The 26596-nt window shown below is 68.0% G+C and carries 24 protein-coding genes, 1 tRNA gene and 1 pseudogene; 8 read left to right on the top strand and 18 right to left on the bottom strand.

Features of this window, described 5'->3' with window-relative positions:
* Positions 1 to 111 precede the first annotated feature (111 nt).
* The 5 genes from BM009_RS15700 to BM009_RS15680 form a co-directional block, all read right to left on the bottom strand.
* Positions 112 to 1587 (bottom strand): PAS domain S-box protein, encoded by a 1476-nt coding sequence (locus BM009_RS15700; RefSeq protein WP_093297628.1) that lies wholly within the window; start codon positions 1585 to 1587, stop codon positions 112 to 114.
* Positions 1588 to 1682: 95 nt separating this feature from the next.
* A complete protein-coding gene (locus BM009_RS15695) occupies positions 1683 to 4076 on the bottom strand; it encodes an ATP-binding protein (RefSeq protein WP_175488066.1) in 2394 nt (797 codons plus the stop codon).
* A gap of 152 nt (positions 4077 to 4228) precedes the next feature.
* Complete coding sequence (gene nusG, locus BM009_RS15690; protein ID WP_010542827.1) at positions 4229 to 4768, bottom strand: transcription termination/antitermination protein NusG; 540 nt, start codon at positions 4766 to 4768, stop codon at positions 4229 to 4231.
* 16 nt (positions 4769 to 4784) lie between these two features.
* A complete protein-coding gene (secE, locus tag BM009_RS15685; RefSeq protein ID WP_093297625.1) occupies positions 4785 to 4982 on the bottom strand; it encodes a preprotein translocase subunit SecE in 198 nt (65 codons plus the stop codon).
* Positions 4983 to 5482: 500 nt separating this feature from the next.
* Positions 5483 to 6112, bottom strand: a complete 630-nt coding sequence (locus BM009_RS15680) for a DedA family protein (RefSeq protein WP_093297624.1) — start codon at positions 6110 to 6112, stop codon at positions 5483 to 5485.
* 137 nt (positions 6113 to 6249) lie between these two features.
* Between BM009_RS15680 and BM009_RS15675 the strand changes: the two genes are divergently transcribed.
* Positions 6250 to 8187 carry a glycoside hydrolase family 127 protein gene (locus BM009_RS15675; protein WP_093297622.1) on the top strand — a complete coding sequence of 646 codons (1938 nt, stop codon included), beginning with the start codon at positions 6250 to 6252 and terminating at the stop codon, positions 8185 to 8187.
* A gap of 24 nt (positions 8188 to 8211) precedes the next feature.
* On the opposite strand, the gene BM009_RS15670 is transcribed toward BM009_RS15675, so the two are convergent.
* The gene (locus tag BM009_RS15670; RefSeq protein ID WP_139216647.1) at positions 8212 to 8730 is read right to left on the bottom strand and encodes a PEPxxWA-CTERM sorting domain-containing protein; all 519 of its coding nucleotides are present in this window, start codon (positions 8728 to 8730) and stop codon (positions 8212 to 8214) included.
* A 409-nt stretch (positions 8731 to 9139) separates the two neighbouring features.
* Between BM009_RS15670 and BM009_RS15665 the strand changes: the two genes are divergently transcribed.
* Both BM009_RS15665 and BM009_RS15660 read left to right on the top strand, forming a co-directional pair.
* Complete coding sequence (locus tag BM009_RS15665; RefSeq protein ID WP_175488065.1) at positions 9140 to 10000, top strand: NPP1 family protein; 861 nt, start codon at positions 9140 to 9142, stop codon at positions 9998 to 10000.
* Positions 10001 to 10060: 60 nt separating this feature from the next.
* Positions 10061 to 10525, top strand: coding sequence for a hypothetical protein (locus BM009_RS15660; protein WP_139216646.1), 465 nt, complete (start codon positions 10061 to 10063; stop codon positions 10523 to 10525).
* A gap of 191 nt (positions 10526 to 10716) precedes the next feature.
* Here the strand turns inward: BM009_RS15660 and BM009_RS15655 are convergent, their stop codons facing one another.
* The 8 genes from BM009_RS15655 to BM009_RS15625 all read right to left on the bottom strand — a co-directional run bounded on the left by BM009_RS15655 (position 10717) and on the right by BM009_RS15625 (position 21386).
* Entirely contained in the window at positions 10717 to 13686 is a 2970-nt protein-coding gene (locus BM009_RS15655; protein ID WP_254772308.1) for a TonB-dependent receptor, read from the bottom strand.
* Between the two features lie 124 nt (positions 13687 to 13810).
* The gene (locus tag BM009_RS15650) at positions 13811 to 14758 is read right to left on the bottom strand and encodes a FecR family protein (RefSeq protein ID WP_093297615.1); all 948 of its coding nucleotides are present in this window, start codon (positions 14756 to 14758) and stop codon (positions 13811 to 13813) included.
* Positions 14755 to 15291 carry an RNA polymerase sigma factor gene (locus tag BM009_RS15645; RefSeq protein ID WP_093297614.1) on the bottom strand — a complete coding sequence of 179 codons (537 nt, stop codon included), beginning with the start codon at positions 15289 to 15291 and terminating at the stop codon, positions 14755 to 14757. The genes BM009_RS15650 and BM009_RS15645 overlap by 4 nt, the downstream gene beginning before the upstream one ends.
* Before the next feature lie 139 nt (positions 15292 to 15430).
* On the bottom strand, positions 15431 to 15592 hold the full coding sequence (locus tag BM009_RS22680) for a hypothetical protein (RefSeq protein ID WP_175488064.1): 162 nt from the start codon (positions 15590 to 15592) through the stop codon (positions 15431 to 15433).
* 467 nt (positions 15593 to 16059) lie between these two features.
* Positions 16060 to 16136 (bottom strand) — tRNA-Trp (locus tag BM009_RS15640).
* Between the two features lie 143 nt (positions 16137 to 16279).
* A complete protein-coding gene (locus BM009_RS15635) occupies positions 16280 to 16828 on the bottom strand; it encodes an FxDxF family PEP-CTERM protein (protein ID WP_093297612.1) in 549 nt (182 codons plus the stop codon).
* 121 nt (positions 16829 to 16949) lie between these two features.
* A complete protein-coding gene (locus BM009_RS15630; RefSeq protein ID WP_254772322.1) occupies positions 16950 to 19214 on the bottom strand; it encodes a putative bifunctional diguanylate cyclase/phosphodiesterase in 2265 nt (754 codons plus the stop codon).
* A 405-nt stretch (positions 19215 to 19619) separates the two neighbouring features.
* Entirely contained in the window at positions 19620 to 21386 is a 1767-nt protein-coding gene (locus BM009_RS15625; protein WP_093297609.1) for a fatty acyl-AMP ligase, read from the bottom strand.
* A gap of 121 nt (positions 21387 to 21507) precedes the next feature.
* Between BM009_RS15625 and BM009_RS15620 the strand changes: the two genes are divergently transcribed.
* From BM009_RS15620 to BM009_RS23240, 4 genes and pseudogenes are all read left to right on the top strand, one after another.
* A complete protein-coding gene (locus tag BM009_RS15620; protein ID WP_093297608.1) occupies positions 21508 to 22050 on the top strand; it encodes a regulatory protein RecX in 543 nt (180 codons plus the stop codon).
* A gap of 66 nt (positions 22051 to 22116) precedes the next feature.
* Positions 22117 to 22701, top strand: a complete 585-nt coding sequence (locus BM009_RS15615; RefSeq protein WP_093297606.1) for a cold-shock protein — start codon at positions 22117 to 22119, stop codon at positions 22699 to 22701.
* 51 nt (positions 22702 to 22752) lie between these two features.
* Positions 22753 to 23145 (top strand): NADH:ubiquinone oxidoreductase subunit NDUFA12, encoded by a 393-nt coding sequence (locus BM009_RS15610; protein ID WP_093297605.1) that lies wholly within the window; start codon positions 22753 to 22755, stop codon positions 23143 to 23145.
* Positions 23142 to 23567, top strand: a pseudogene (locus tag BM009_RS23240) (DUF2155 domain-containing protein); the annotation flags it as partial. The gene BM009_RS15610 and the pseudogene BM009_RS23240, both read left to right, overlap by 4 nt.
* A gap of 35 nt (positions 23568 to 23602) precedes the next feature.
* Here BM009_RS23240 and aat read toward each other — a convergent pair.
* From aat to BM009_RS15590, 3 genes are all read right to left on the bottom strand, one after another.
* Entirely contained in the window at positions 23603 to 24337 is a 735-nt protein-coding gene (aat, locus tag BM009_RS15600; protein WP_093297603.1) for a leucyl/phenylalanyl-tRNA--protein transferase, read from the bottom strand.
* 2 nt (positions 24338 to 24339) lie between these two features.
* Complete coding sequence (locus tag BM009_RS15595; protein WP_093297602.1) at positions 24340 to 25074, bottom strand: ParA family protein; 735 nt, start codon at positions 25072 to 25074, stop codon at positions 24340 to 24342.
* Between the two features lie 84 nt (positions 25075 to 25158).
* Positions 25159 to 25548, bottom strand: coding sequence for a hypothetical protein (locus BM009_RS15590; RefSeq protein WP_093297600.1), 390 nt, complete (start codon positions 25546 to 25548; stop codon positions 25159 to 25161).
* Positions 25549 to 25769: 221 nt separating this feature from the next.
* On the opposite strand from BM009_RS15590, the gene BM009_RS15585 reads away from it, so the two are divergent.
* Positions 25770 to 26279 (top strand): hypothetical protein, encoded by a 510-nt coding sequence (locus BM009_RS15585; protein WP_093297835.1) that lies wholly within the window; start codon positions 25770 to 25772, stop codon positions 26277 to 26279.
* A gap of 69 nt (positions 26280 to 26348) precedes the next feature.
* Here BM009_RS15585 and BM009_RS22675 read toward each other — a convergent pair whose 3' ends face one another.
* Entirely contained in the window at positions 26349 to 26489 is a 141-nt protein-coding gene (locus BM009_RS22675) for a hypothetical protein (protein WP_175488063.1), read from the bottom strand.
* Positions 26490 to 26596 lie beyond the last annotated feature (107 nt).

The following is a 26596-nucleotide window of genomic DNA, read 5'->3' as shown; positions in this document are numbered from 1 at the left end:
GATCGAGGCGCGGGGAGGGCCCCGCGTCCATGACGAAGAAATGGCAGGGCAAGCGGGGTAAAAAGAGATGCGGAAGTACCAATTCGTCTGGTGCTTCCGGACCAGATCACGTCATTTTATCGGGCGCTGGAGCGGGTAGCCGCGCTCGCGCGCCCACAGGATCGCCTGGGCGCGGCGGTTGACGCCGATCTTGGCGTAGACCCGCGCGACATGGTTGCGCAGCGTGTTGCGCGAGACGCCCATCTCGCGGGCGATGGTAGCATCGTCGCCGCCCTCGCACAGCAGGCTGAGCACTTCCTTCTCGCGGCGGGTGAGCTCGCTGGTCTCGACCGGCCGCGCCGATCCGTGCGGATTGCGCAGGTTGGCGAGCTTCTCGACCACCGAGCGGCTGAACCAGTTGGTATCCTGCATCACTGCCTCGATCGCGCCGATCAGCTCCAGCTCGTTGTGGCGGCGGGCATGGATGTCCTGCACCACCCACAGGATGCAGGTGTCGCGGCGCAGGGGAATGGCGGCGGCGGAGATCAGGCAATCGGTGATCGCGCCCTCCTTGGTACGGACGCGCGCATCCTCGCTGCGGAAGTCGCGACGCTCGTCCAGCTCGGCGCAGGCCTTTTTGAGGAAGCCGCCGTCCTCGAACAGGCGCAGCGCCGCCATGCGTTGCCCCATCGCCTCGTCGCTCGACCAGCCGCTCAGCTGGTGGAAGGCGTCGTTGGTGTCGCACAGCGCGAGGTCGTCGCGCGTGGTGATCGCCATCGCCACCGGGGCGAGGCGGAAGGTGGTGACGAACCGCTCCTCGCTGTGGCGCAGCTCGTTCTCGGCCTGGCGGCGCGGCTCCAGGTCGGCGAAGGAGAAGAGCATGCAGGCCTCCTCGTCCAGCTCGACCGGCTGGCCCGCGACGATCACCAGCTTGCGCCCGCCATCGGGGAGCTCGAGGTCCGCCTGCATCTGCGGCACGGTGCGGCCCTCGCGGATGCGCTCCTTGGCGGTATCGAGGTCGGCGGCGTCCTTCAGCACGTCGATGTCGTAGAGCGAGCGGCCCAGCACCTCGTCGCGGGCATAGCCGGTCAGGTCGAGGAAGCCCTGGTTGACTTTCACATAGTGCTGGTCGGACAAGCGCAGGATCACCGCGGGGGCGGGGTTGACGTTGAAGGTCCGCTCGAAGCGCTGCTCGGCCTCGAAGCGCTGCGACACGTCCTGCAGGACGAGGACGAGCAGGTCGGGCCGGCCCTCGGCATCGCCGATCACCAGGCTGCGCACCTCGTGGATCCAGCGTGCGTCCTCGTCGCCGGCGGGGACGACCTCCACCACCACCTCGTCGAAGCTCTCGCCCGCCAGCACCCGGTCGAGCGGATAGTCGCCGCGGTCGAGCCGGTGGTTGTTGCGGTAGCGCAGCTGGAAGCGCTGGCGATAGGCGTCGACATCGGCGCCCAGGTCGCCAACGGCTTCCACCCCATGCATGCGAAGGGCCGCATCATTGGCCCAGCGGATCTTCTGGTCGGTATCGACCAGGATCACGCCTTCGCGGAGACCGGAGATGATGTGACGGAGCTGGGGAAGGTCGATGGAGGGATGGTCGATGCTCATGAACCCGCGCGGCACAATATGGTATACGACCGCTGAAACGTGCAGCGTTGCGCGGGGATGCATGTTTGCAGGCTTAGGGATTTTTACGGAGGCGGTCAGGCCGCCAGATGGGCATGGCGCTCCATGACCGTCGCCAGCGTCGCGACGAGGTCGGCGAGGGGAATAGGACGCGCCAATGCGAGCGCGGCGCCCGCTGCCTCCACCGCCTCGCGTGACACGCTGCCGTCCGGATCGAACAGCACCACGGCGCTCGTGCCGGCCGTGCGTGCAGCGGCGAGCGGCGCGGCGAGGGCTGCGGCAGAGGGCGCGACCTCGGCCCCGATCAGCAGCAGGTCGAACTCGGCGAGCCGGCCTTCCACCTCCGCCAGCGTGGCGACCGCCTCGACGGCGAACCCCGCCTGGAGCAGCCCATGGATCGTCACGCCGCGCGCAAGCGGATTGGCTTCGACCAGCAGCAGCCGGGGGCCGGCAGGCGGCGGGACGGCGTCGGTCGCCATGGCCGGCGGCGCCACCGCCTCGGGCAGGTGCAGACGGAAGGTGGCGCCGGCGCCGGGTGCGCTTTCGACGGTGAGCGTCCCGCCCATCGCGCTGGCGAAGGTCTGGGCCAGCGCGAGCCCCACGCCGATCCCGCCAAAGGCACGCGCCGTGCCGCCATCGACCTGGTAGAATTTACGGAAGATCGGCGCGTGCTGGTCTCCGGCGATGCCGATGCCGGTATCCGCAACCGTGATCGCAACGCCAGCGCTGCCGTCGGCCAATGGGTGCGCGGCGAGCGTGACGCTGCCGTCTGGGGTGAATTTCACCGCGTTGGACAGCAGGTGGTGGACGATCTGGCCGACGCGCCGCGCGTCGCCGACCAGCATCGCCGGGCAATCGGCGGCGTCCAGTTCGAACGCGAGGCCCCGCTGCGCCGCCTCCGCCGCCCAGCGGCGACCCAGCGTTTCCAGGAGCGCGCGCAGGTCGAACGGCGCCTGCTCCAGCGCGATCTCGCCGCTGTCGAGCGAGGCCATGTCGAGCACGTCGTCGACCAGCGCCTGCATCGCCTGGCCGGCATCCTGCACCACCGCGACGCGGGCGCGGGCCTCGTCGCCCAGCGTCGTGTCGGCGAGCAGCACCTGGCTCATCCCCAGGATGCCGTTGAGCGGGGTGCGGAACTCGTGGCTGGTGGTGGCGAGGAACTCGCGCTTGGCCTCCAGCGCCTTGCCGAGCTGCGCATTGCTCGCGGCGAGATCGCGGTTGGCGCTGCGCACCTCGCGGCGGCTGCGGTGGATGTGGAACAGCGCGAAGCCGAGCAGCGCCGCGCCGCCGACCGCGACGAACAGCAGGCCGCCGACCAGCAGCAGCTGGAACAGCGCGCGATCGCGGGCGAAGCGGGCACGCTGGTTGGCGGCGTTGGTGCGCAGCTTCTCGATGCGAAGCTGCTGGTTGGTCGCATCGAACCGCGCGGCGAGCAGCGCGGCGTTGGTATCGGAGGCGACCTTGGTGACTTCATCGTCGATGCGCTTCAGCGCCTTGAGGTGCGCCAGTGCATCGGCGGGGCGGCCGGCGCGGGTATAGATGTCGACCGCGGCCTGGTGCACCTCGCGCCAGGTCGGCGAACGCGGATCGCCGATATGCGCGAATGCCGTGTCGATGGCGGCGACCGCATCGGCCACCGCGCCGCGCTTCAGGGCGATCTGGCCCTGCATCGCGTGGAGGCTGCCGTCATATTCGGCGCTGTGCCCGCGGCTCGCGGCGAATGCGGTGTCGTTGTAGCGCTGCGCGGCGGCGAGCCTGCCCTGCTGCAGGGCGATGCGCGCGAGATTGTTGAGGATGGGCACCTGCAGCCCCGGCTCGCCCGACGCCGTCGCGAGCAGCAGCGCCTGCTGATAGGCGCGGGCGGCATCGGCGGGGCGACCCATGTCGAGCAGCGCGTTGCCGCGATTGTTGAAGATCGACATGCGCAGGTTGCGATCGCCGGAATCGGCATCGAGCGCGGCCTGGAAATAGCGGAGCGCCGATTCATTGTCGCGCGCGCGATTGTAGAGGCTGGCGATCATCACCAGCGCGATCGCCTGCTTGCGCGGCTCGTGCAGGGTGCGGAACAGGTTGTGCGCCTGCTGGAAGGCATCGAGCGCGGCGGCGGCGCGGCCGCGATTCTGCTCGATGCCGCCCCAGGTCATCAAGAGGTCGGCATGGAGCCGGGTGTTCGGCCAATGGGTGCGGGCCTGTTCCAGCGTCCGCCCGATCAGCGGCTCGGCTTCGGCGTCGCGGTCCAGCCGCGACAGCGCCTCGCCTTCGAGCCAGCGGGCCTTGGCGGCGAGGGGGCTCGGGCCCGGCTCCTTGCTTGCTGCGCCCTCGGCGGCACGGGCAGCGGCGAGCGCGGCTTCGGGATCGGCGAACATGCGGTCGATGGCGCGGGCCACCTGCTGCTCGGCAAGCGGCGCCTGCGCGCGGGCAGGGGCTGCGATCAGCATCGTCGTGCCGGCAATGATCGCGCGTATCCGCATCGTCCCCCGAAAGCGCGTAGGGCGCGCTTCCAGCATTATAGGAACGGCGGGACGGCCGGCGGCAGTCCGACAAACTACGGAGGCGAAACGAAAAAGGCCGGGATGTGCACCCCGGCCTTCCGTATTCTGGCAGCAGCGGCCGCTCGGCCGGCTTACTTGACCCGTTCGACGTCCTCGAAGCCCAGCTCCAGCGGGGTCGCGCGGCCGAAGATCGAGATCGAGACCTTCACGCGGTTCTTGTCGTAGTCGAGCTCCTCGACCACGCCCGAGAAGGTGGCGAAGTTGCCGCTGATCACCTTGACCGTGTCGCCGATGTCGAAGTCGACCTTCAGCTTGGCCTTGGGCGCCGCGGTGGCCGCTTCTTCCTTGGTGTTGAGGATGCGCGCGGCTTCCGCCTCGCTGATCGGCTGGGGCTTGCCCGAGCTGCCGAGGAAGCCGGTCACCTTCGGCGTGTTCTTCACCAGGTGATAGACGTCGTCGTTCATCTCGAGCTTGGCGAGCACGTAGCCGGGGAAGAACTTCCGCTCGGACTGGATCTTCTTGCCGCGCCGTACTTCGGTGACCGTCTCGGTCGGCACTTCGACCGCCTCGACGAGGCGATCGAGGCCCAGGCGGGTGGCGTCGGCCAGGATCTGGTCGCGGACCTTGCCCTCGAAACCGGAATAGGCGTGGATGATGTACCAGCGCGACATGGTTGTTGGTCTTTCCTTACTGCGCGAGGCGAAGAAGTGCGTTGACGATCATATCGAAGATCGAATCGATGCCGAGGAAGAAGCTGCCGAGCAGCGTCGTCATGATCATCACCATCACGCCGGTCATGATCGTCTCGCGACGCGTCGGCCAGGCGATCTTGCGGGTCTCGGTCTGGACCTGCTTGATGAATTCGACGGGGCTTGTCTTCGCCACTGGGGCTATCCTCGTGTGAAAAATGGCGCTTCGGGCATGGGTCCGCTGCCCGGTCCTTCCCAGGAACCGGTGCAATCCACCCACGCTTTCGGCTAGGGGGCTGTATCTAGAGGATCGGGGCAAGTTGTGCAAGCGGGGGTTGGGAAGGGGCGTTTGCGGCCTCCGGCGTGCTGCTTGCCCCCTCCACCACGCTGCTGGCGCAGCGCGGTCCCCCTCCCCCGGCTTCGCCGAGGGAGGAGACGCTATACGGCGATGGAAGAAAGCGTTTCCTCCCTCGGCGAAGCCGGGGGAGGGGGACCATTCGCGCAAGCGAATGGTGGAGGGGGCTTTTGGCCGGCGGGAACGGGGAAAATTCCTCCCCTGCAAGGGGAGGTGGCGCGCGCAGCGCGACGGAGGGGTGTCGACGCTGGAGGGGTAGACCTCCACACCAGCGTCGACACCCCTCCACCACCGCCTTCGGCGGCGGTCCCCCTCCCCCTCCGGGGGAGGATCTACGCTTCTCAGCGCTGCTTCAGCCCGCGCACGCGGTGCCAGATGTAGAACGCCACCAGCCCGACCAGCACCACCCCGATCAGTGCGTCGGCGCTGTGGAACGCCGCCTTCATGCGGGGATCGCTGTCCCACTTCTCGCCCAGCGTCATCCCCACCCAGGCGAGGCCGAAGCACCAGGGCCAGCTGCCGAGGAAGGTGTAGACATGGAACGGCACCAGCTTCATCCGCGCGACGCCGGCGGGGAAGGCGATGAACGAGCGGATCACCGGCAGCAGCCGGCCGATCAGCACCGCGATGCTGCCATAGCGCGCGAAGAAGCGGTCCGCCGCGTCGATCTCGCCGGGGCCGATCAGCAGATATTTGCCCCAGCGCAGCGCCAGCGGCCGCCCGCCGCGCTTGCCGACCTCATAGGCGACGATCGATCCGAGGTTGCAGCCGATCGCGCCTGCGGTCGCCGCCAGATACAGATCGAACCGGCCGGTCGAGACCAGATAGCCGGCGAACGGCATGATGATCTCCGACGGCAGCGGGATGCACGCGGATTCGATCGCCATCAGCACCGCGATGCCGAAATAGCCGCCGCTCGAGATGACCCAGATGGTGAAGGTGGCAAGGATGCCCAGAATCTTTTCGACCATGTGCGCGTGGTTGGGGCAGGCGGGCGCGTTTGGGAAGCCGCTTTTTGCGCGGCGCAGCGAAATGCCCCGCGGGGTTGGCGAGGGGGAATGGCTCTGATAACCCGGAGTAAATCGGACGCACGGAGAGGGTAGCGCGCATGGGTATCGAAACGTCGCGGCGGGCATTTCTCGCCGGCACGGGCAGCGGCGCGGTTGCGATCGGCGGGCTGGGCGTGCCGCTCCCGGCCGCAGCGGAGACGGCTCCCGCGCCCGCTGCCCCGGCCAGGCTCCAGCCGTTCGACATCGCGGACGTGACCTTGGGCGAGGGCCCCTTCCTCCACGCCCAGCGCGCGACCGAGGCCTATCTGCTGCGGCTCGAGCCCGACCGGCTGCTCCACCAGTTCCGCGTCAATGCCGGGCTCAGCCCCAAGGCGCCCGCCTATGGCGGCTGGGAATCCGATCCGCTCTGGGCGGACATCCATTGCCAGGGACATACGCTCGGCCATTATCTCTCGGCCTGCGCGCTCGCCTTCCGCTCGACCGCCAAGCCCGAATACAAGAAGCGCATCGATTATATCGCGACCGAACTCGGGGCCTGCCAGGACGCGGCGAAGAGCGGCCTCGTCACTGCCTTCCCCGACGGCGCGGCGGTGGTCGCGGCGCATCTGCGCGGCGAGAAGATCAGCGGCGTGCCCTGGTATACGCTGCACAAGGTCTATGCGGGCCTGCGCGACGGCGCGCTGCTCGCCGACAGCGCCCCCGCCCGCGCGACGCTGCTCCGCCTCGCCGACTGGGGCGTGGTGGCGTGCCGGCCGCTGTCGGACGCCGAGTTCGAGGCGATGCTCGAGACCGAGCATGGCGGCATGAACGAAGTCTATGCCGATCTCTACGCGATGACCGGCAAGGCCGACTATCGCACGCTGTCCGAGCGTTTCTCGCACAAGGCGCTGCTGACTCCGCTCGCCAAGGCGCAGGACCATCTCGACGGGCTCCACGCCAACACCCAGGTGCCCAAGGTGGTCGGCTTCCACCGAGTCTACGAGACGACCGGCGACGCCAGCTACCGCGATGCCGCGGCCTTTTTCTGGAAGACGGTGGCGGAAACCCGCTCCTTCGCCACCGGCGGGCATGGCGACAACGAGCATTTCTTCGCGATGGCGGACTTCGAGAAGCATGTCTTCTCGGCCAAGGGATCGGAGACCTGCTGCCAGCACAACATGCTCAAGCTCACCCGCGGTCTGTTCCTCCACGAACCGCGCCCCGAATATGCCGATTATTACGAGCGGACGCTGTTCAACGGCATCCTCGCCTCGCAGGACCCGGACAGCGGCATGGCGACCTATTTCCAGGGCGCACGGCCGGGCTACATGAAGCTCTACCATACCCCCGAGCACAGCTTCTGGTGCTGCACCGGCACCGGCATGGAAAACCATGTGAAGTATCGGGACTCGATCTACTTCCACGACGAGCGCGCGCTCTACGTGAACCTGTTCCTGCCCTCGACCGTGCGCTGGCGCGAGAAGGGCGCCGAGCTGGTCCAGGAGACCCGCTTCCCCGAAGAGCCGCGCACGACGCTGCGCTGGAAGCTGGCCAAGCCGGCGGAGCTGACGCTCAGCCTGCGCCACCCGCGCTGGAGCCGCACCGCCACCGTGCGGGTCAACGGCGCGGTCGCGGCGCGTTCGGTCGCGCCCGGCAGCCGGATCGAGCTCGCGCGGCGCTGGCAGGATGGCGACACGGTCGAGCTGCAGCTGGTGATGGAAGCCGGGTTCGAGAGCGCGCCTTCGGCACCCGATGTGGTTGCGTTCACCTATGGCCCGCTGGTGCTGGCGGGCGCGCTGGGGGCGCAGGGACTGGCGCCGGGGGCGGACATCGTCGTCAACGAGCGCGAATATGGCCGCTACAATGACGCGCCGGTGCAGGTGCCGGTGCTGGCGGGCGATCCGGCCGCGCTGGCGGCGGCGATCCGGCCGGGGGCGAAGCCGCTCGAGTTCACGCTCGCTGCTGCCGACGGCGCGCCGGTGCGCCTGATCCCCTATCACCGCATCGCGCACGAGCGCTACGCGACCTACTGGAAGCTCGCGCCCGCGCAGGCCTGATGCCGGCGTCGGCGCGCTGTGCCATCAGGCGGTCGCTGCCGAACGGGTGCTGGTGCGGACACGCCGCAACGCCGCGCCGGCAAGGCCGAAGCCGGTGATCAGCAGCGTCCATTGTGCAGGTTCGGGCACGGAGGTTACATCAACCCGATAGCTGTACGGGCTCGGATCGTCCGGGTCGCCAAAGGACAAGTGGTTTCCGTCGACGCGGTAATAGCCCACTTCAAGAATGTCGCCCTGCCAACCACGATAGGGGCCGAGAACGGTCCACAATATCGAACCGGACTGCATCGGTTCATCTGGGAAGTAGGAGAAGAAGGCAGGACCGTCGTCGCTCGCGATGTACTCTCCATCCTGATACCACGAAAACTCGTAATAGATGTAAGACTCAAATCCCACGAAGATCGGACGGCTAAAGCTAAAACTCAAACGATACGTACCCGGCGTAGAAAGTCCTGGTATATCGATCACGGTGCTTGTTGAGGATGTGCCGACATAGGTGGTGGCGACAGCGGGTGTTGCGAGGAAGGCCAGAGCCAGCGCCACTATGCTTCTTATCATATTTCCCCCAATGACAACGCAGGTAGATGCACAGGCCTTGCCGCATATTCATGCCGAACCCCCATGACGACATCCGGGGATCGGAGCGATATGCTGGCCATGGTGCAGCGTTTACCATAAGCGGGACGCAAGCGGTAACGTTATTAGTCGGTTAGGCGATGTTCCGCTGAGGAAGCCGCGATGTGTGCGCTCCGCTCCCGTAGCGCGTCCCACGCACATTTAAATTGTCCGGATCTGCACGTCAGCCCGTCTTCCTGCTGAGCACGGAGACGGGCCGCGCATCCGCGCGACGCCCGTTCGCCTCGATTTCCTGAACTTCCAGGTCGTGGGCGGTCCCTCGCGGCCGATGGACGCATGTAACGCGCAGCCGCTCTGGGACCTGCATGGAGATCGTATGACCAAGGGACGTACCACCGCCACCACCCGTCATCTTCTGCCCAGGGCGGCGCTCGCCGCGCTTGCCGTGCTGCCCTTCCAGGCGCACGCGCAGGGCTGGCCGGCCCCCGTCGCGCCGCTGCCGGAACTCGCCACCGCACTCGACAAGCGCTTCCAGCCCGCGCTCGATTTCGACACCGATGTCTGCTTCAACGTGCCCGCGGTGAACGCCTCGGGCGCGATCAGCCCCAAGGCCTCGACCTACGCGACCAAGCCGCCGGCCTCGTGCCGCAATTCCGACTATCTGCGCACCAGCAACGCCTATGTCCGCGCCCGCTGCAACAATGGCTATTGCGCGCGGGTCTATGCCTATTTCTGGCAGTCCGACTTCTCGCACGCCTATGACTGGGAGACGATCATCGTCTGGACCACCGATGCGGGCGCGAACAGCAGCGTCGTCGGCGTGAGCCGCGATTCGCACGGCAAGTGGGACACGCGCGCCACCAAGGACGGCCAGCTCCGCTTCCAGAGCGACGCGACCGGCAACCAGCATGTGAAGATGGTCTTCCACTACGAGACCTTGGGCTTCTCGCACCTGTTCCGCTTCTCGAAGACCGATGGCGGGGATGAGCCGCCCGAAAACGGCACCGGCAGCTGGGTGGTCCAGCCGCTGGTCAGCTGGAACGGCTATCCCTCGCTCGCCGTGCGCAATGCCATCGCCAACTACGATTTCGGCAGCGGCAATTTCGAGATCAAGGATGCGCGCTTCGCGTCCTCGCTCGCGGGAGCGCTGAACACCGGCATCACCCCGGGCTTCGATCCGAACAGCGATTCCGGGTCCAACTCGCCGGGCTGCCCGGCCGGTTCGACGATCTGCTGATCGGATGGTCCCCGCGTTGCCTTCGGGTGGCGCGGGGATCTCGGCCATGGAGTACGGGACATGAAACGGATGCCGCTGCTGCTCGCAGGCGCCGCGCTGGCGGCGCTGGCGGCGGGCTATGGGTTGCTCGGCAGCGCGGGATCGCCGCCGCCGACCTCGCCGCAAGGGGTCGTCACCATCTCGGCCGGGCCCACGCCGATGCCACCAGTGGCCCGGAGGGAGGGAGCGCCGCTCGCACTCGCCGCCGCGCCCGCGCTGGCGGAGGCGCAGGTCCGCCGGGCGTACCCACTGCTGCGCGAGGTGGCGTTCGGCTGCGACGTACGCGGCTGCGCGGTCACCGCGACGATCCCGCCGCCCACCGACGACGCCTTTCTCGCCACGCGGCAGGCGATGCTGCTCGGCGGCCTGGCGCACACGATCGAGGCGCTGGGCTACACCGCCACCGGGCCGGTGCAGATGGAGGAAGTGTCGGAGAACCTGTTCCACATCCGCCTGCCCGTCGCGCAAGGGCGCCCGCGGGGCTGAACGGCAAAAGGGCGGCAGCGGGGGTTGCCGCTGCCGCCCTTTTTCGTGCGCCCGCTCTGGGGCGTCATCCCGGCGAAAGCCGGGATCCAGTCGCCTCTCGGTGTCAGCAAGCGCCGGTACGGAGCCCCCAATGGATCCCGGCTTTCGCCGGGATGACGAAGGAAAGGGTGTCCGTACCGGCCCGTCTCGCCTCAGAACTCCGCGCTGAAGCCCAGCGTGAAGGTGCGGCCGCTGGTGGTGTAGACCACGCGGCGTGCGATCGCGCCACCGGCGAACTGCTCGATCGGCACGTTGGTGAGGTTGATGCCCTCCGCGATCAGGCGGATGCCCGGGCGCAGGTTCACATGGGCCTGGGCGTCGATATTGTGGGTGCCGCGGATCCAGTCGCCCACATTCCCCACCGTGCCGAGGCCGGTGTAATATTTGCTGCGATAGGCGTCCGAGACGCGGATGCCCCAGCTTTGGTCCTCGTAATAGAGCGTCGCGTTCGCCGCCCATTTGGAGAGGTTGAACAGCGGCAGCGTGACGAAGCTGTTGCCCACCTTGCCCTGCTGCTTGCCCTCGAACCAGGTGCCGTTGGCGGTGACGCCGAGGTGATCGAAGGGCGCGGGCAGGAAGGTGAAGTCGTGCTGCACGGCCACTTCCACGCCCTTGATGTCCGCGCCCGGGCCGTTGATCGGCTGGCTCACGTCATAGGGGGTGTTGGCGTCCTGGCCCTGGATCAGCAGCGACAGCGGCAGGCCGGTCTGGCCATAGGGGATCGTCGTCGTGCTCGGCGAGATATAGCTGTCCATGTTCTTGTAGAAGAAGCCGGCCGAAGCGAAGCCGCGGCTGTCCATATACCATTCGAGCGAGGTCTCGACCGAGGTCGCCTTGAAGGGCTTGAGGAAGGGGTTGCCGAGGCTGAGGCTGCCGCCGTTCGGGCGGGTGGTGATCGATCCCGCCGCGGCGAGGTCGCCCAGGCCCGGGCGGTTGATGTTGCGATCGGCGCTGAGGCGGAACACGAGGCTCTTGGTCAGGTCGAGCGCGAGGTTGGCGGCGGGCAGCCAGCCATGGCTGTTGTCCTTGATGACCACCGGCACGAAGGCGGTGCCGACCGCGAGATTGCCCGACGAGGTGAGATCGGTGGAATAATAGCGCAGGCCGGCATTGGCGCGCAGCCGCATGCCGCCGACCATGGTGTCGAGATCGAGCTGGGCGAAGCCGTTCCAGGTCTTTTCGTCGACCTTGTAGTCGCTGCCCGCTTGGAGGTTGGCGGCGGTGAGGTTGCGCTTGTCGCCGATCGCGGCATAGACGCCGTCGACATTGCCGACGATGTACTGGAGCAGCGTCTTGGGGCCGACCAGCTGCTTCAGGTCGTTCGACACGGGCACGTTCGCCGGCACGTTGTGGAACACCTTGTTGGCCCAAGTGTAACCGCTGTTGGTGAAGTGCTTGTAGGCGCCGCCCGCCTTGAAGATCAGCCCGTCGCCCAGCGCATAATCGGCGCTGAGCTTGCCGTTGGTGTAGCGGTTGACGATCCTGTTTTCCTGCACGTCGAGCCGCTGGACGGTCCACAGGTTCGGATCGGTGATCGCGATGCCATAGGTGTTGACCGGGATCTGCGGACGCGTGTCGTAGCTGAACGCGGTCTGCTTGGCCTCCATGAAGACCTTGTCGAACACCGGCTGGCCGAAATCCGATTCCTCATAGCCACCGAGCGCGCGCAGGGTCAGCCGGTCGCCGAGCTTCCAGCTGAGGTTGGCGACGCCCTGGTAGAAATCGGTGTGGTTCTCGACGATGTGGTGCTCGGAGCGCAGGTCGATGCTGGTATAGCTCGCCGCGCGCAGGGTGTTGGTGTCGTCGATCACCGCGCTGTGGATCACCTGGGTGCCGTTGACGGTCGAGCCGGTCAGCGGGTTGCTGCCCGCGGTGGCCAGTGCATAATCGTCGCGATGATCCCAGAGACGGCCATAGAGGAAGTCGACGTCGAGCTTGAAATTCTCGCCCGGATGGTACTGGACCGAGGAGGTCACGCCGAGGCGCTGGCGATCGGTGTACCAGGTCGAGGGCGACTGGGCGGTCGGCTGGTAGACGCCGGCGAGCAGCTTGGCACGCGTGTCGGCATCGATCTCGGCGCCGATATTCTTCGCGCCGTACTTGGTCGGGCCCCAGCCCCAGTTGCGATAGCCGTACTCGTTGCTCTTGATCTTGCTGTAGGCGACCGAGACCAGCGCCCCCCAATCGCCCGAGCGGACCGAGGCGAGCGCCACCGCGCGCGGCGTCACGCCGGGGGCGTTGCTGTTGGTCTGGCCCTTGGCGGAGACGACGAACTTGTTGCCGCTATAGTCGAACGGCTTGGCGGTGGTGAGCTGCACCGTGCCGGCGAGGCCGCCTTCGTCCTGCTCGGCCGCATAGGATTTCTGCACCGCGATACGGTTGAACAGTTCGGAGGCGAACAGGCTGTAGTCGAACGAGCGCGAGCGGCTGACCGAGCCGCGATTGTCCATGCCCGAGGCAGTGTTGCCCAGCACTTCCATGCCGTTGAGCTGGGTGCGGGTGAAGTCGGCGCCGAGGCCGCGCAGCGCGATCTGGCGGCCTTCGCCGCTGTCGCGGGTGATGGTGATGCCCGGCACGCGCTGGAGCGATTCCGCCAGGTTCAGGTCGGGAAAGGCGGCGATATCGGTCGCGACGATGTCGTCCTCGGCACCCACCGCGCGGCGCTTGAGCTCTTGCGCGGCTGTGATGCTCTCGCGATAGCCGGAGACGACGATCTCGGCAGTGTCCGGATCCTGCGGGTCCGCCTGCGCGGTCTGCACCGGTGCCGCGGCGAGCGGGGCGGGGGCTTCGCTGCGGACGATGCGGCGCGCGGCCGGGGCGGCGGCGCGCGACGGGGTTAGCACGACGATGCCGCCATGCACCGCGGCGCTGAGGTTCGAGCCGCGCAGCAGCTGGTCGAGTGCGGCGCGAACGGTGAGGGCACCGCGCACGCCGGCGGTGCGGCGGCCGGCGACGGCGCTGGGCGCCACGACGACCTGCAGGCCGGTCGCCTGCGAGAATTGCGAGATCGCCGCGCGCAGATCGCTCGGCGCGATGTCGAACCGGCGCTGCGCCGCCATCGTCGCGTCGGCGGCATGCGCCTGCGCGATCGCGGGCGCTGCCAGCAGGATGGCGAGTGCCATGCGTGAAATCCCCTGGATGCGAGTCATTGTTGGTCTTCCCTCCGCTCCGGCGCGGGTGCGCCGTTAGCGAGGAAGACGGGGGCAGATCAGCTTCCGGACAAAAGAATTTTGTTACGTTTCAGTGTCATGGGCGTGACGGATTGGCGTCGTCGCCGGCGGTGGGTTCGAGCCGCAACTGCCCACCCGCGCGCGCGGTGCGGAAGCCATAGGCGAGCCCCATCGCGTCGAGCAGCGCCTGGGGGGAATCCAGCCGGAAGCGGCCCGAGACCGCGAGGCCGCGCAGGCTGGGCGGCGGCGGGGCGATCAGCGGGCCGCCGCGGCGGTTGAGCGCGTCGACCAGATCGGTGAGCGGCATCGCGTCGATGTCGAGCCAGCCGTCGCGCCAGTCCTTCTGCGCGGCGTCGAAGCGGGTCGGCGGCTGGGCGCGGCCCTCGGCGAAGCGGGTCCGCCAGCCGGCGGGGACGATCACCGCCGCCGCCGCATCGCCGAAGCGCACCTTGCCGCGATAGACCGCGAGCCGCACGCCGCCCGCCGCGATGTCGATATTGAAGGCGGTGCCGAGCACCTGGGTCGCCGCGCCGCCCGCATGGACCGTGAAGGGGCGATCGGGCAAATGCGCGACGTCGAAATAGGCCTCGCCGCGCTGCATCGTCACGCTGCGGCGATGGTCTTCCAGCGTCACGTCGAGGCTGGTCGCGCCGTTGAGGTGGACCGACGAGCCGTCGGCCAGCGCCACGTCGAGCATCTGGCCGCGCGCGGTCTCGTAATGGAGCGGGGCAGGGGCGGCGCGGTACCAGCCCGCATGCCAGCCGCCGATGCCGAGCACCGCGGCGATGCCGAGCATCCCGCCGGTGCCGATCGCAGCGCGGCGGCGGGTGCGCAGTGCGCGGATGTCGGCATCGGACAGGCGCGGCAGCTGTGCCATCGCGTCGGACAGCGCGCGATCGTCGAGCATCGCCTGCACCTCGGCGGCGGCGGGGGGCGGGGCCTCGCGCAGTACCGCCTCGTCCTCACGCATCGCCCAGCGGGCGGCGTCGTGCAACGCGGTGCGGCGGGCGGGGTTCAGGCTCATCGCGCCGCGCCTCCCGGCAGGCCGCGACGCTCGAGCGCGGCGCGGAGATCGGCGACCGCGCGGACGCAGTGCTTCTCGATCGCGGCGGGGGTCATGTCGAGATCGGCGGCGATGATCGCCACCGCGACACCGTCGAGCCGGCGGCGCAGGAAGATCTCGCGGCGGAGCGGCGGCATCACCTTGAGCGCGCGGACCAGGATGTCGACCCGCTGGCGATAGTCGAGCACTTCCTCGGCGCGGGGCTGAGTGCAGGGGATGTCCTCGGCCAGCTCGGCCTGGCGCGGCGCCGCGCGGAGCCGGCGGAAATGGTCGAACACCAGGTTTCGGGCGACCGCGAAGCAGAAGGCGCCGACATCGGCGACGCTGCGCGAGCGGCGATAGTCGTACAGCCGGATATAGGTTTCCTGGACGATGTCCTCGCCGTCATGCGAGTCCCGCAGCCGCGCCTGGACGAAGCGGAACAGCGCCTCGCGCAGCGCGACTTCCTCCGACACGGCACGGCGGTGCGCGGCCAGGCTGGTCAGTTCGTTCATCGCCCCGTCCCGCCGAAGGACGGACGCTCGGCGCACAATACGCTCGTCGCCATGGCGATTCGCCCCCTTTCATCCTGAGATCGCCCGCGTTTCGCGAAGGGCTAGCCGCTCTGGATGAAGCTGGCGTGACAGTCGCTTGCTAGGAGGTGCGTTCCCGCGAGCGCGCCTGGAGCGCGACATCGGCCTCGTCGATCATGCGGAGAAGGCCATCGAATTCGGAACTGTCGTCGATGCGATAACAACGGCTGAGATTGTTGCCGTACCGCTCGATGTCGCGTTCGGTGAGAAGGGCTACGGCCACCACGGGTTCCCCTTCAGGCATCTTGCGACAAATCCATTCCCCAGAACTAACCTTGATCTAACGTTCGCTTCATCGAAAGTTTCCAGCCATTTACGGTGGTTCGTGGCGGTCGCTGTGGATAATGCGCAGGTGTTGCGCAAGGACAATGCCAGCGCGACGAGCGCCACGCTTTGGGGGACGAATGGAGTCCCGCCGCGCCGGCGCAGCGTCCGGGCACCGGAAGGGCACCCGCACCGGGGCGCCACCAGGGCGCGAACCGGATCCGGCCAGCCTAGCGCCCAGCCGTGATCGAATGCCGTTCGAACGGATCAAGCTGCTCCGCATCGTCCTGGGAACGGTGCAGCGCGGCACGGGGCTGAAGGAAGGAGCAGGGCGCCCTCCGGCACCGCGCAAGCAGCGTGGTCGGGGTCTATCCCCGGTCCAAGAGAAGGAAACACGCCCCGGCGACGGATCGGCAGCGGAAGCGATGGCAGGGGAGCTCGGATTCGAACCGAGGGCCTTCGGTTTTGGAGACCGACGCTCTAACCAGCTGAGCTACACCCCTGTGCGGTCCGCCCCTTTATCGGCCGATTCCGCTTCGGGCAAGAGCCAAGATGCAAGCTGGTGCGTCACACCGCCAAAAAGAAAGCGCCGCCACGATCCTTCGTGACGGCGCCCCCTCTGCAACGGCGAGGATGGTTTTTTGTTTTAGGCGTTCGCGTAGGTGACGCGCGTGCGGCGCGTACGACGCATCGCTGCACCGGCCAGGCCGAAGCCGCCGATCATCATGCCCCAGGCTGCCGGCTCGGGCACGCCCGACGGCACGAACACGCCCTGGCCGCCGTACGAGCCATTGCCGCGCGAGAAGCCGTTGATGGTGATCTCGTTCACGACACCGGCCTTGATCGGCACGGCGTTGGCGAAGACGAATTCGTTGATGCCGCTGCCGAAGAAGCCGGTCAGCTGCACGCCGTTGAAGAACACCGACTTGAGGTCGAGGTCGGTCGGGCCGTTGAACTTCACCGCGCTGGTGATGATCGAGCCGCTCGCCACGCCGTCGGTCGGCAGGGTGAACTGGTAGATGTGGGTGAAGGCGCCTGCGGCGATGCCCGACTGGCCGAAGCTGGTCGAGATCGAGCCATCGGCTGCGGTAGCGATATTCATGTCGGCCGGACCGAAATAGGTTGCGGCCTGAGCAGGTGCGACAGCGACAAGCGCTGCGGCGGTGGCAGCCGCCGCCATAAGCGTACGATACATTCGGGGTGTCTCCCTTAACGGCAAGTGAACCATTGCAGTGCGGCGAAGACCCTTGGCCGGTTCCAAAGTTCCGAATGAAAAAAGTGGGTTATGTCCCAATGCGGGAACAGTTCACCGCAACTCACGCCCGCGCGCGGGTCGTTTCGTTACCGTTTCGCGACGCGATCATCCGCGCTTCGTGCACCGGCAGCGGCCGTCCGAAATAGAAGCCCTGCGCACGCGTGCAGCCGAGCGTCTGGACCATCTCGTGCTCCTGCTCGGTTTCGACCCCCTCGGCGGTCGTCGCCATGCCCAGACTGTCGGCGAGCGCGACCACCGCGCGGATGATCGCGATCGCCTCGCGGGTGCCGCGCGCCGCGTTCTGGACGAAGCTGCGATCGATCTTGATCGAGTTGAACCGGGTATGGGCGAGATAGCCGAGCGACGAATAGCCGGTGCCGAAATCGTCGAGGCTCAGGCGCACGCCCAGATCGAGGATCTGTTCGAGCACGCTCACCGCCGCAGTGCCTTCGCGCAGGAACACGCTTTCGGTCACTTCCAGCTCGAGCCGGTCGGGCTCCAGCCCCGAGGCGGCGAGCGCCTGCGCGACCAGGGTGGCGAAGCTGGGATTGTGGAGCTGTTCCGAACTGACGTTGATCGCGATGCGCGCGGGCTCTTCCCAGCGCGCGGCCTCGTCACAGGCGGTACGCAGCACCCATTCGCCGATCGCGCCGATCAGCCGGGCTTCCTCGGCCAGCGGGATGAACTTGGACGGCGGAATCGCGCCCAGCTCGGGATGGGTCCAGCGCAGCAGCGCCTCAAAGCCGAGCAGCCCGCCGGTGCGGGCGTTGACCACCGGCTGATAGGCGAGCTGCATCTGGCCCTTCTCCACCGCGCCGCGCAGCGCGATCTCGAGCACGCGGCGTTCCTCGGCAGCGACGTGCAACTGCGGCTCATAGGCGTGGAACACCCCGCCGCCCTTGTCCTTCGATCGGTAGAGCGCGAGATCGGCCGAGCGGACCAGCGTCTCGGCCGTGCGGCCGTCGCGCGGGGCGAGGGCCAGGCCGACCGAGGCGCCGATATAGAGGGTGTGCTGGTCGAGCTCATAGGGGCGCGAGACGGTGTCGATGATCGTCTGGGCGAGCGCCTCGACCCGCGCGGTGTCGCGCGCGTCGCGCACCACCACGGCGAACTCGTCGCCGCCCAGCCGGCCGATCATCTCGGTCTCGCTCACCAGGCTGCGCAGCCGCCGGGCGACGCGCTGGAGCAGGCGGTCGCCGACCGGGTGGCCGAGCGTGTCGTTGACCGCCTTGAAGCGATCCAGGTCGATCATCATGAAGGCGCAGCGCGCGCCCCATTTGTCGGCCTCGGCCATCGCGGTGGCGAGTGCTTCGTTGATGTGGAGGCGGTTGGGCAGGCCGGTCAGCGTGTCGAACCGGGCCATGCGGTGAATCTGGTCGGTCGCGCGGCGCTGCTCGGTGACGTCCGAGCTGACTCCGCGAAAGCCGGCGAACGCCCCGCGCTCGTCGAACTTGGGGCTGGCGGAGATCTGCCACCAGCGTCGATCGCCCTCGATGTCGATCGGGATCGGCAGGTCGGCAAAGGGTTCGCGCCGCTTCAGCCTGTCGGCGAGTTCGTGCAGCTCCGGGGTGAACTGGCCGGTCTCCCAGCCGGGACCGGCGAGCAGCTGGAGGAGCGGCAGGCCGGCCAGCGTGCCGGGCTCCAGGCCCAGCGAGGCGGCGAGGCGGGGACTGGCGCGGACGACGCGGCGCTGCGCGTCGACTTCCCACAGCCAGTCGGACGAGGCGTCCTCGAACTCACGGAGCAGCAGGCTCACCGTCTGGTCGCGCTCGGCCAGCGCCATCTGGTTAGCGCGCAGCAGCACCAGCGAACGGGCGCGGCCGAAGGCGCCGACACTGAGCAGCAGGACGAGGAAAGCGGCGGCAGCGGCCAGGAACGGCGCGCCGACGAGCAGCAGCGTGACGATGCACGTTCCGCCGAGCAAGAAGATGAACGAGAGGCTGGCAAGCGGCAGCACCCCCATCGTCATCGCCGAGGCGATCAGCACCACCGTGGTCGCCGCCCAGAGATCGAGGCTGGCGCGGGCAGTGGCGATCGCACCGAAGGCGAGCGGAAGGATCGCCCAGGCCAGCCCCATCGCGATGCCCTCGAAGACGGTGCGGCGGATGTCGGCAAGCGTGGCGGTAAGAAGAGTCTCGTCGCGCCAGCCAAGGCGGCGCAGCGTCGTCCAGATGGCGGTGCCGAGCGCAAGGGCCATCCATCCGAAGAGGAGCCGGTGCGACGCAAGCGGCGCCAGCGCCAGCGCCGCCATCGCGACGGCGCCGACATTGGCCGAGAAGAACAGCAACGCCGAGCGCCGCCCCGCTTGCAGCTGCGCGGCGCGCATCCGCGGCCAGTCGATCGTGTCGCCTGGGTCACTAAGACCCAGCAGCGCACGCGCGTCGACTCGCGGCTGACTCAGCGGTGTCGTGGAGGAGCTGCTCACCCCGGCTACATAGCGGCGCTAGGTTAGCGAGAAGTTAGGGTGCGGCTAAAATGGAGGTGAATAGGTCCATTTTCGCGGCACGGCCCCGACGCGCTGCTCGGGGGAGAGGCGCGGACGTGGCGAGCTCGTCAAAACCATCGTCATTCCCGCCTAGGCGGGAATCCATTCGCCGCGACGTGCGGGGAAGAACGACGGCTTCAGCGGCAATGGATCCCCGCCTTCGCGGGGATGACGGCGGTGGTCGGAGATGGCCGTCGTGACATATCAGGGCTGCCGGCCGGGCGCAGGGCACGGCCGGCGAACAGGTCAGGCGGCGAGCGCGTAGGGCTTGATCTCGCCGTTCAGATAGAGGTTGCGCGCCTTGGCGCGGCTGAGCTTGCCCGAGCTGGTGCGCGGCAGGGTGCGCGGCGGCACGAGCTCGACCACGCAGTTCATGCCGGTGACCGAGCGGACGCGCTCGCGGATCTCGTCGCGCAGGCGCAGGCGCTCCTGCTCGTCCGAGGTGCGGCACTGGACCAGCACCGCCGGGGTTTCCTCGCCGCCGGGGGTGGTGATCGCGAAGGCGGCGATGTCGCCCTGCTTGAAGCCGGGCAGCTGCTCCACCGCCCATTCGATGTCCTGCGGCCAGTGGTTCTTGCCGTTGACGATGATCATGTCCTTGGCGCGGCCGACGATGTAGATATAGCCGTCCGACATATAGCCCATGTCGCCGGTATCCAGCCAGCCATCGACCATGCACGCCTCGGTGGCGGCCTCGTCGCGGAAATAGCCGACCATCACCGACGGGCCCTTGCACCAGACCTTGCCGATCGCCTTTTCGGGAAGCGGCGTGCCGTCTTCCTCGCGGACCTCGATCGCCATGTCCCGCACCGGCTTGCCGCAGTTGACCACCGCGCGATAGCGCTGCGGGCGATCGGCGCGGGCGGTGCCGCCGGAGAGCTGCGTCTCCTCGACCAGCTCGACGACGATGCCTTCGCCCGGCGGCATGATCGAGACGGCCAGCGTCGCCTCGGCCAGGCCGTAGCTCGGCATGAAGGCGGTCGCCTTGAAGCCAGCATCGGCGAACGCGTCGATGAAGCGCTGCATCACGTCCGGGCGGATCATGTCGGCGCCGTTGCCGGCGATGCGCCAGCGGGCGAGGTCGAACCGCTCGCTCGCCTTGGTCTGGCTGGACATGCGGCGGGCGCAGATGTCGTAGCCAAAGGTCGGCGAGTAGGAGATGCTGCTGCCCTGGTTGCGGCTGATCAGGTCCAGCCATGCCAGCGGGCGGCGGGCGAAATCCTCGGTCTTCATATAGTCGGTCGAGACCTGGTTGGCGACCGGCGACAGGAAGCAGCCGACCAGGCCCATATCATGGTACCAGGGCAGCCAGGAGATGCAGCGATCGGAATCGACCAGCTCCATCCCGTGGCTGTGCGCCGCGAGATTGTTGAGCAGCGCGTGGTGCGTGATCGCGACGCCGTGCGGGAAGCGGGTCGAGCCGCTCGAATATTGCAGGTATGCGATGTCGTCCGGCTTGGCCTGGGGCAGCGGTGCCTCGGGGGCCGGGTTGGCCGAGAAGGCGTCCCAGTCGCTGGCGGCGACGTCGGTCAGCCGCGCGGCCTCGGCGCACATCGCGCCGATTTCGGGCGGGTAGATCAGCAGCGTCGGGTCGCAGCTCTCGAGCTGGACGCGCAGCTGGTCGATATAGGATTGCGCGCCGCCGAAGCTGGTCGGCAGCGGCAGCGGCACCGGCCAGGCGCCGGCATAGATCACGCCGAAGAACAGTGCCGCGAATTCCGGCCCGGTCTCCGCGATCAGCGCGATGCGATCCTCCGGCTGGATGCCGGCGGCGATCAGGCGGCGCGCCTGTTCCAGCGCGTCTGCACGCAGTTCGGCGAAGCGATAGGGCCGCACCAGCTTGCCCCGCGCATCGTGGAAGTTGAAGCCACGCGCACCCTGGGCCGCGTAATCGAGCGCGGCGCCCAGCGTTTCGAAATCAGCGAAACGGCGCGGGAGACGGTCTTGCGTGGGCGTGGGCGCAAGCGCTGCCAGTTCCACAGTTTCGAGCGATCCCGTTTCGTCCAATACCATTCTTTTTCTCATGCCCCTGTGAGGTAGCAGTTCGTTGTGCCCCCACAACGCAGTTTTCCGTATGCGCTCTGCTACGCAGTATCGTTCAAAATCGGTTGGCAGTGTGGCACAATCAAGGCGCATGCCCCAACCATCCCGTTCCAAGCCACCCCTCGTCGCCGCCGATCTCGATCGTCTGGCGCTGCGCTATGTCGAGCGTTTCGCCACCACGCGCGCGCGCCTGGCCGCCTATCTCACCCGTAAGCTGCGCGAGCGGGGATGGGAAGGGGAGAGCCCGCCCGACCCGATGGCGGTGGCCGAGCGGATGGCCGAGCGCGGCTATGTCGACGATCGCAGCTTCGCCGAGGCGCGGGTGCGATCGATGGGGCGGCGCGGCCTGGGCGTGCGCCGGGTGGAGATGGCGCTGCGCCACGACGGCATCGATGCCGAGGACAGTGCCGATCTGGCCGAGGCGATCGAGGCGGACGCCTATCGCAGCGCGATCATTTTCGCGCGTCGCCGCCGATTCGGACCTTTCGCGGCTACCCCTGCGGATCGCGATCTTCACAAAAAGCAAGTCGCCGCATTTTTACGGGCGGGCCATCCGCCTGAGATTGTGCATAGAATATTGCAGATGGCGCCGGGAGAGGAGCCGGAGGACCCGCCCGGGGCGGGACATTCCTGATCGCACAAAGCGATTCCCCTCCTTGCTAATGCTGTGTTAATGTTGCTGGCTTGGGGGATAACGATAATGCGTGCTGAGCAACAGCTAGCGTCTGAACACTATCCGGAGACGGCCGAGGGCGAGCTTCGGTTCGGGGGCGATTCCGAGATGGACGAGCGGGTCTATCGTGGCGTCATCAAATGGTTTGATGTCACGCGCGGCTTCGGTTTCCTGGTCGCGGACGATCCCAGCGTCGGCGACATCCTGATCCATTTCTCCGTCCTTCAGGACCATGGCCGGCGCAGCGTGCCCGAAGGTGCGCGGCTGGAGTGCGTGGCGGTGCAGCGGCAGCGGGGGCTGCAGGCCAAATCGGTTCTATCGATCGACCTCAGCACCGCAGTGGAACCGGTGAAGTGCCCCACCGAACGGGTGGAGCGCCTGAAGCTCATCGGCGAGGCGGGGCCGTTCGAACCGGTGTCGGTGAAATGGTTCAACCGGCTGAAGGGCTATGGCTTCCTCGTCCGCATGAGCGACACCGCGGACATCTTCGTCCATATGGAAACGCTGCGCCGCGCCGGTGTCGAGGAAGTCGAGCCCGGCCAGCCGCTCCGCGCCCGCATCGTCGACGGCGAAAAGGGCCCGCTGGCGGTCGCGGTGGAAAGACCGCTCTGAGCCGCTGAGGGGAGTTGCCGAGCGCTGCGCTTGGCGGTATCGGACAAAGCCATGGGACTTCCTTTTCCGATCTTCACCTGGTGGAACGGCGCCACGTTCGGCACTCGCATGGGACTGCGCGGCAAGAAGCGCGTCGGCGAGGATTCGCTCGGTAACCTCTATTTCGAGGGTGGGCTGGATCCCAACGGCATCACGCGCCGCTGGGTGATCTACAAGGGATCCAACGACGCCAGCCGCATTCCGCCGGAATGGTTCAGCTGGCTGTCGCACCAGATCGAGGGCACGCCCGACGAATCGCTGCCGCCCGTGCGCGTGTGGGAAAAGCCCGCCGAGCCGAATCTCACCGGCACGGAGCTGGCCTATCGTCCGCCGGGCGCGCTCGAAAAGGGTGCGCATCGCGCCAAGGCCACCGGCGATTACGAGGCCTGGACCCCCGACGCATGAAGGCTGCGGCGGCGCTGCTCGCGCTCGCGCTGGCCGGATGTTCGGGTAGCGGAAGCGGCAACGGCGCTGCCGGCGGCGACAATGCCGGCGACGAGCTGGTGATCACCGGCGGCGGCGACGCGCAGGGCGTCGACACCGTCACCACCGGCCCCGACAACGCCACCATGGATGCCGCCGCGACGCCGATGCGCGAACGCGTCGCGGTGCTGGGCGTGCTCAACAAGCGCAACGGCGTCGAGCGCGAGATCACGCTCAAGCCCGGCCAGGCCGCCCGCATCGACGGGCAGGTGACCGTCCGCCTGCGCGCCTGCGAGCGCACCGCGCCCTGGGAGCAGGATCGGCTGACCGGCGCCTTCGTGCAGATGGACGTGCATCGCGAGGACCAGCGCTGGCACCGCGTCTTCTCCGGCTGGCTCTACAAGGAACAACCCGCGCTCAACGTCGTCCAGAACGCGATCTACGACGTCTGGCCCAAGAGCTGCGCGATGACCTTCCGTGACAGCGGCCCGGACACGGTGCCCGCCTCGTCGCCCGGCGCATCGAGCGCGAAGAGGTCGCCGGAGGCCGAGGGCGGCAACGACACCGCCCCGGTCGAATCGCCCAGCGCCGCGCCCAGCAACGCGACATAGTCGTCGCGCGGAATCTCGATCGCGCCGAGCGAGGCGAGGTGATCGGTGATGAACTGGCAGTCGAGCAGGCGGAACCCGCCGGCCTGGAGCCGCGCGACGAGATGGGTGAGCGCCACCTTCGACGCGTCGCGCACCCGCGTGACCATCGACTCCCCGAAGAACGCGCGGCCGAGCGCCAGGCCGTAGAGCCCGCCGGCGAGCGTATCGCCCTCCCAGCATTCGATCGAATGGGCATAGCCGAGCCGGTGCAGCTCGATAAAGGCGCGCTCGATCGCGCCGTTGATCCAGGTCTCGGGCCGATCCTGCGCGCTTTCGGCGCAGAGCCGGATCATGCCGGCGAAATCGCGGTCGACCGTCACCGTGAAGCGGTCCGACAGCACCACCTTGCGCAACGAGCGCGAGAGGTGGAAGCCGTCGAGCGGCAGCACCCCGCGCAGCTTGGGTTCGACCCAATAGACCGAGCCGGCGTCGCGGGCATCGGCCATCGGGAACACGCCCATGGCGTAGGCGCGCAGCACCAGCGCGGGGTCTAGTTCCTTGGGGGGCGAGCGGCGCTGGACCATGGTCAGCGAACGCGCGCGGCCAGGCTTCGTTCGATCGCCTGCCACACCTCGTTGAACGCATTGGCGGCGGCGCTGCGGGGCGCGAAGGCACCCACCGGCGCGCGCTGCACCGCGACGGATTCGATCACGCTCGCCATCGGGATCACCGGCCAGTCGGGCTGGCGTTCCAGCGCCTCGGCATGGAGCTTGCGGCGGCGATCGACCATCGCGTGCACCGGCATCAGCGGCACCTTGGCGCCGCGCTGGGCGAGGTGCGCGGCGACCTCCTGAAAGGCGCGCTGCGAGAGCGGCGAGGGCACCACCGGCACCACGATCAGGTCGGCAGCGCGCATCACCTGCTCGCTGGTCTCGGTCAGGCCGGGCGGGCAATCGAGCAGGATGCGGTCGAAATCCTCCGCCAGGTCGTCGAGCAGCTTGCTGAGCCGCTTCTTCTTGTCGAGCGCGTGGAACAGATGGTCGAGCTGGCGGAGGGACGTGTCGGCGGGCAGCAGCGCGAGGCGGTCGATCGCGGTGGCGCGAAGCAGCCTGGCGGCGGCGACGTCCTTGGAGAAGATCGCCTGCGCCTGGTGCCGCCCGGCCTCGTCGCCGCCGAGCAGGAAGGTGGCGGCCGCCTGCGGGTCGAGGTCCCAGAGCAGGGTGCGGCGGGCGGAGCGGATGGCGGATGCCCAGGCCAGGTTCACCGTCAGCGTCGTCTTCCCGACGCCGCCCTTCAGGCTGTACACTGCGATCGTTGCCACGCGCTACCTCCGCGCCCTAGCTGGCATGAAAAAAGCCCGGCGGAAATAGCCGCCGGGCCTTGTTCTCGGGGAGATGGTGCAGGCTCAGGCCTTGCAGGTGTGGACCGATCCGTCGGCGAGGGTGATCTTGGCCGCCTTGGCGTTGCCGTCGATCTTGTAGCCGCCGTCCGCGGTGAAGGGCTTGCCGGCTTCCGGCGCGCGCAGCAGGACCGACTTCATCGAGTCCTTCTTCTCGCGCAGCGAGGCCATCTTGCCTTCCTTGAAGAAGTCCACGAACAGCAGGGTGTTGCCCGGCTGGCAGCGGAAGCTCACCGAGCTTTCGATCGTCGGCGGCGTTTCGACCGGCGCGGCGTTCGCAAGCTGCGAAGCCATGGGATCCGGCGCGCGGCTGTCGACCACTTCGGGCTTGTTGTTGCAAGCGGCGAGCGAAAGCAGTGCCGCGGCGGAGAGTGCGATCGGGGAGGGGTTTTTCATAGCGTAGGTTGCTTTTCCTTAGGTGGTAATCATCGTCAAGCGAAAAGGGGTGATAGAGTCACACGAAATGGTGCGCCGCAACGAAACAGACGCAATGTTGCGCGTAATGGGACATGGTTGACAGTCGTGGAGGTTGCAGAGGGGATCGGAAAGGGGACGTTTACCGTGCTTGACCCGCCGCCTTCGACTGCGCAGGGAGGAGGGCCGAGGAGAGGATGCCGATGACGCCGAGGATCTGCTGGAAGCGAGGCTGGACCCTGATGCCGCTGGCGCTGCTCGCGGCCTGTGGCGGCACGCCTACCGAAAACGCCGCCGACGACCCCGCCAATGCCGCGGTGCAGCCTGGCCCGATGCTGGGCGGCGTCGACCTGTCGACGCCGCTGCAGGTTCGTCCCGTGGAGGGTCGCGACTGGGCGCTCGACCTTGCCCCCGGCCGCATCCAGTTCCAGCAGGAGGGCGCCAAGGAGATGCCCTTCTACCCGGTCTCGCCGCGGCTGGCGCAGGGGATTGCGACCTATCCCACCCAGACTCCCGACGGCGCCCCCGTGACGATCACCCTCCGCCCCGCCGCCTGCGCCGAGGATGCGCCGCTGGCGGTCGAGGTGCGGATCGGCGCGCAGCTGCTGAAGGGCTGCGCGCACAAGATGACCGTCCAGGAGGTCCATCGCGAGATGTACAACGAGGCGCTGGCGGTGCCGTATGAGGCGGGGAACAACAGCAGCGCGGAATAGGGCGGGGAGCTTGGACTGCGGCGCCACTCCGGCCGCGATCGCCCACGACGCGCCACCCATGCGGGTGCGCTAGGCGAAGTCACCCAGCGCGCCCGCATCCTCGTCGGGAAGGTCTTGCTCCGCCGGGTTGTCGTGCGGCGTCTCGAACCCTGGTTCCGTGGACATATCACCGGCGTCGGGCTCGTTGCCGGGCGTGCGTGTGGGATTCATGCTTTTTCCTTCGTTGCGTTGCACGAACGCACAGGATCGACGTGCGGCTCCGATCCCTTTTTTTGAAAGCCCGCAGCGCCTCGATGTCAGCTTTCGCCCCAATTGCA

It is taken from the genome of Sphingomonas sp. NFR04 (genome assembly GCF_900114095.1).
Lineage (GTDB): Bacteria > Pseudomonadota > Alphaproteobacteria > Sphingomonadales > Sphingomonadaceae > Sphingomonas.
This window is presented reverse-complemented; position numbering and strand designations above follow the sequence as displayed.

What these genes read in the sequence shown, in the direction of transcription:
- BM009_RS15660 (WP_139216646.1), top strand. Translation starts at nt 10,061, where the DNA reads ATGAAACGGATGCCGCTGCTGCTCGCAGGCGCCGCGCTGGCGGCGCTG.
- BM009_RS15610 (WP_093297605.1), top strand. Translation starts at nt 22,753, where the DNA reads ATGGGACTTCCTTTTCCGATCTTCACCTGGTGGAACGGCGCCACGTTC.
- BM009_RS15680 (WP_093297624.1), bottom strand. Translation starts at nt 6,112, where the DNA reads ATGGTCGAAAAGATTCTGGGCATCCTTGCCACCTTCACCATCTGGGTC.
- BM009_RS15620 (WP_093297608.1), top strand. Translation starts at nt 21,508, where the DNA reads ATGCCCCAACCATCCCGTTCCAAGCCACCCCTCGTCGCCGCCGATCTC.
- BM009_RS15650 (WP_093297615.1), bottom strand. Translation starts at nt 14,758, where the DNA reads ATGAGCCTGAACCCCGCCCGCCGCACCGCGTTGCACGACGCCGCCCGC.
- BM009_RS15700 (WP_093297628.1), bottom strand. Translation starts at nt 1,587, where the DNA reads ATGAGCATCGACCATCCCTCCATCGACCTTCCCCAGCTCCGTCACATC.
- BM009_RS15590 (WP_093297600.1), bottom strand. Translation starts at nt 25,548, where the DNA reads ATGAAAAACCCCTCCCCGATCGCACTCTCCGCCGCGGCACTGCTTTCG.
- BM009_RS15695 (WP_175488066.1), bottom strand. Translation starts at nt 4,076, where the DNA reads ATGCGGATACGCGCGATCATTGCCGGCACGACGATGCTGATCGCAGCC.
- BM009_RS22675 (WP_175488063.1), bottom strand. Translation starts at nt 26,489, where the DNA reads ATGAATCCCACACGCACGCCCGGCAACGAGCCCGACGCCGGTGATATG.
- BM009_RS15675 (WP_093297622.1), top strand. Translation starts at nt 6,250, where the DNA reads ATGGGTATCGAAACGTCGCGGCGGGCATTTCTCGCCGGCACGGGCAGC.
- nusG (WP_010542827.1), bottom strand. Translation starts at nt 4,768, where the DNA reads ATGTCGCGCTGGTACATCATCCACGCCTATTCCGGTTTCGAGGGCAAG.
- BM009_RS15665 (WP_175488065.1), top strand. Translation starts at nt 9,140, where the DNA reads ATGACCAAGGGACGTACCACCGCCACCACCCGTCATCTTCTGCCCAGG.
- BM009_RS15615 (WP_093297606.1), top strand. Translation starts at nt 22,117, where the DNA reads ATGCGTGCTGAGCAACAGCTAGCGTCTGAACACTATCCGGAGACGGCC.
- BM009_RS15645 (WP_093297614.1), bottom strand. Translation starts at nt 15,291, where the DNA reads ATGAACGAACTGACCAGCCTGGCCGCGCACCGCCGTGCCGTGTCGGAG.
- BM009_RS15630 (WP_254772322.1), bottom strand. Translation starts at nt 19,214, where the DNA reads ATGCGCGCCGCGCAGCTGCAAGCGGGGCGGCGCTCGGCGTTGCTGTTC.
- BM009_RS15655 (WP_254772308.1), bottom strand. Translation starts at nt 13,686, where the DNA reads ATGGCACTCGCCATCCTGCTGGCAGCGCCCGCGATCGCGCAGGCGCAT.
- aat (WP_093297603.1), bottom strand. Translation starts at nt 24,337, where the DNA reads ATGGTCCAGCGCCGCTCGCCCCCCAAGGAACTAGACCCCGCGCTGGTG.
- BM009_RS15635 (WP_093297612.1), bottom strand. Translation starts at nt 16,828, where the DNA reads ATGTATCGTACGCTTATGGCGGCGGCTGCCACCGCCGCAGCGCTTGTC.
- BM009_RS15625 (WP_093297609.1), bottom strand. Translation starts at nt 21,386, where the DNA reads ATGGTATTGGACGAAACGGGATCGCTCGAAACTGTGGAACTGGCAGCG.
- BM009_RS15585 (WP_093297835.1), top strand. Translation starts at nt 25,770, where the DNA reads ATGACGCCGAGGATCTGCTGGAAGCGAGGCTGGACCCTGATGCCGCTG.